This is a genomic window from Phenylobacterium sp. (assembly GCF_031425575.1).
Lineage (GTDB): Bacteria > Pseudomonadota > Alphaproteobacteria > Caulobacterales > Caulobacteraceae > Phenylobacterium.
Window position 1 is genome coordinate 1 of the sequence record NZ_JANPJP010000004.1, and the last position, 3,157, is coordinate 3,157.

Sequence of the window (3,157 nt, forward strand, 5' to 3'; positions counted from 1 at the left end):
TCTTGCCCGTGCCCCCGGCGGTGAGGTTTCCGACGCAGATCACCGGCACGCCGGGGTCGATGGGCGTGGTCTTGGCGATCCGCCGGGCCGTCACCGCCGCCCAGATCCAGGACACCGGTGTCAGCAGGGCGCGGGTGACCGGCGCCGGGGCGCTGCTGCGGACGTACCACCAACGGGGCGTGGACAACTTCATGCTGGCAGCAGGGGTTCGAGCAGGGCCATGGCCCGGTCCAGCGCTCCGCCCTGGCGGTCGGCATAGGCTAGCGCCGCCTCGCCCATCCGTCGGCCGATGTGTGGGTAGGTGGCGAGGCCCTTCAGATGTCGGGCCAGTTGCGTGCTGTCCGAGGCCTCGATGGCGGCGGCCTGAGCAAACAGGTCGACGTAGAGGGATGTGGCGTTGAAGGTATGGGGCCCGGTGAGAATCGGCTTTTCTAGACGGGCTGGCTCCAGGGGGTTGTGACCGCCGATCCCCGGCAGGAAGCCGCCGCCCATCACCACGACATCGGCCAGGCTGTAGAGCAGGCCCATCTCGCCGAGGGTGTCGGCCACATAGGCGGTGGTCTGGGCCATCAAGGGCTCGCCCGCCGCCCGCCGGGCCACCTCGAAGCCGGCCAGCAGACCCGCGATCGCCTCGCCCCGTGCGGGGTGACGAGGCGCGATCACCAGCAGGGTGTCGGAGAGGTCAGCCTTCCGGAACGCCTCGATGACGATCTCGTCCTCGCCGGGATGGGTGTTGGCGGCCAGGACCACGCGGCGATCACCGGCCGCTGCCTTCAGGCGCGCCAGTTCGGCGCCGTCCACCGGCAGGGCCTCGCCCACCGTCTTGAGGTTCAGCAACGGGCCTGTGCGCGCGCCAAGGCGCCGGAGCCGCTCCTGCGTCTCCGCCTCCTGCGGCGCGATGAGATCGAAGGCGTCGAGCACGACCTTGGCGGCCGCGGGGACCCTGGCCCAGCCCTTGGCGCTGCCCTCTGTCATCCGGGCCGAGAGCAGGGCCAGCTTCACCCCGCGCTCATGGGCGCCGAGGATCAGGTTGGGCCAGAGCTCGCTCTCCACCAGGACGCCAAGGTCGGGTTCCCAATGGTCGAGGAAGCGGGTCACGGCGCGCGGCGCATCCAGGGGGATATACTGGTGGATCACTTCAGCCGGCAGCCGTTGGGCCAGCAGCTCGGCGGAGGTCCGCGTGCCGGAGGTGACCAGCAGGGCGAGGTCGGGGCGCCTGACCCTCAGGGCGCTGACCAAGGGCAGCAGGGACATGCTCTCGCCAACACTGACCCCGTGAAGCCAGACCAAACGGCCTTGGGGGCGGGCCACGGTCGAATGTCCCAGCCGCTCCCCCAGCCGCGCGGCGTCTTCCTTGCCGGCCTTTACCCGCCGGGCCAGCAGGGGCCGGGCGAGCGGTTCCAAAAGACCCAGGATGGCGGCGTAGAGCTGGAGGGAGAGCGGGCGTCTCACACGGCTTCCGCGGGTGAGAGCCGGCAGACCTCGGCCCCGCCGGTCTCCACCTGCAGGGTGCAGTGGCCGATCTTGAACCTCTTCTCGAGGCCTTCGCAGGCGGCGTGCAGGAAGGCGTCACAGTCGAGGTTGTCGGGCCGCGTCAGGTGGGCGGTCATCGCCGTCTCGGTGGTGCTCATCGCCCAGACGTGCAGGTCGTGGACGCCGGTGACGCCGGGCAGGGCGTTGAGCCAGCCGCGCACCTCGGCCACATCGATCCCCTTCGGCGCGGCGTCGAGGGCCAGGTTCACCGAGTCCTTCAGCAGCCCCCAGGTTCCCAGGACGATGACTCCGGCGATGACCAGGCTGAGCGCCGGGTCGATCCAGCCGAGGCTGGTCAGAGCCATCACCCCCGCGCCGATCACCACCGCCAGGCTGACGGCGGCGTCGCTGGCGATGTGCAGGAAGGCGCCGCGGACATTGAGGTCGTCATGGCCCCGCATGAACATCAGGGCCGTCGCCGTGTTGATCACCACCCCGATGGCCGCGACAATCATCACCGGCGCGGTGGCCACATCGGCGGGCTCGGCGAAGCGGCGCACGGCCTCCGAGACGATGACCCCCACAGCCACCAGCAGCAGGACGGCGTTGGCCAGGGAGGCCAGGATGGTGGCCTTGCGCAGGCCGTAGGTGCGGTTGGCGCTGGGCGCCCGGCGGGCCAGGACGGTCGCGCCCCAGGCCAGCAGCAGGCTCAGCACGTCGGAGAGATTGTGGCCGGCGTCGGCCAGCAGGGCCAGCGACCCTGACCACAGGCCCGCGGCCACCTCGGCCAGGACGAAGGCGAAATTCAACCCCACCCCGATGGCGAAAGCGCGGCCGAAGTCCTTGGGCGCATGGCTATGGCCGTGGCTGCCATGGGCATGGCTATGCCCGCCGTGATCATGATGATCATGGTCGTGGTGAGCGTGATCGTGGTGCTCGTGGGCCATGCCCCTATGTCTCACCCCGCGTGCGCCGGATCAATCCGCCGACACCCGCGCCTCGGCCTGGCGGGTGGCCGCCGACAGCCTGGCCGCCCAGTCGGCGGTGAGCGCCTCGATAGCCGCGTCGTCGGCGTCGGCGGGAACGTAGTAGGGCCCTTCCCAGATCGCCGAGCCCCGGCCGAAGGGGGCGGCGACCATGGCGGTGTCCCAGCTCCCAAGCCGTTTGGCGGGAGAGGCGGCCAGGCCCACCAGCAGAACCGGAGCGCCGGTGCGCCGGGCGATCTGCAGGGCGCCGGGCGCCATCACCTCGTTGGGACCACGCGGGCCATCGGGGGTGACGATCAGCACCCCGCCGCCCTTCACCCAGGCCATGGCCTCGCGGAAGGCGGCCACCACGGCGCGGGCCTTGGCCGAATCGCCCTTCTTGGCGCTGGAGGCGCGGATGGAGGGGAAGCCGTTGTGCGCCATGGCCTGGGCGAAGAACTCTCCGTCGGCCGACGGCGACACCAGGCAGTGGGCCAGCTTGGCTTGCTTCAGCACCGGGGCGACGGTCAGGGCCACTGGGATACGGCCATGCCAGAGCAGGGCGATGACCCCAGGCTCGGCGGTGAGTACGGGGTTAGCCCTCTCCAGCCCCTCATGGCGCCAGCGCACGCTGTGGCGGATCAGGCTCATATAGCCGGCCAGGACCCAGCCCAGGAAGGCCTGCACGGCCGGACGGCGGATGAACTTCTTCACGCGGC

General features: G+C 70.9%; 4 protein-coding genes. All 4 read right to left on the reverse strand.

Annotated features, from left to right (window positions below; translation table 11 throughout):
* Positions 1-193, reverse strand: a 193-nt coding sequence (locus RMO97_RS00170; RefSeq protein WP_310538549.1) for a tetraacyldisaccharide 4'-kinase, incomplete at its 3' end; no start/stop codon positions are given.
* Positions 190-1,452 carry a 3-deoxy-D-manno-octulosonic acid transferase gene (locus tag RMO97_RS00175; RefSeq protein WP_310538550.1) on the reverse strand — a complete coding sequence of 421 codons (1,263 nt, stop codon included), beginning with the start codon at positions 1,450-1,452 and terminating at the stop codon, positions 190-192. The genes RMO97_RS00175 and RMO97_RS00170, both read right to left, overlap by 4 nt.
* Positions 1,449-2,420: a cation diffusion facilitator family transporter gene (locus RMO97_RS00180; RefSeq protein WP_310538551.1), complete on the reverse strand. Its 972-nt coding sequence runs from the start codon at positions 2,418-2,420 to the stop codon at positions 1,449-1,451. Before RMO97_RS00180 ends, RMO97_RS00175 begins: the two co-directional genes overlap by 4 nt.
* A gap of 30 nt (positions 2,421-2,450) precedes the next feature.
* The coding region (locus tag RMO97_RS00185; RefSeq protein WP_310538552.1) for a DUF374 domain-containing protein at positions 2,451-3,157 on the reverse strand (707 nt) is incomplete at its 5' end.

Bases quoted from the DNA above. Each gene is read 5' to 3' on its own strand.
- RMO97_RS00180 (WP_310538551.1), bottom strand. From the start codon at position 2,420: ATGGCCCACGAGCACCACGATCACGCTCACCACGACCATGATCATCAT.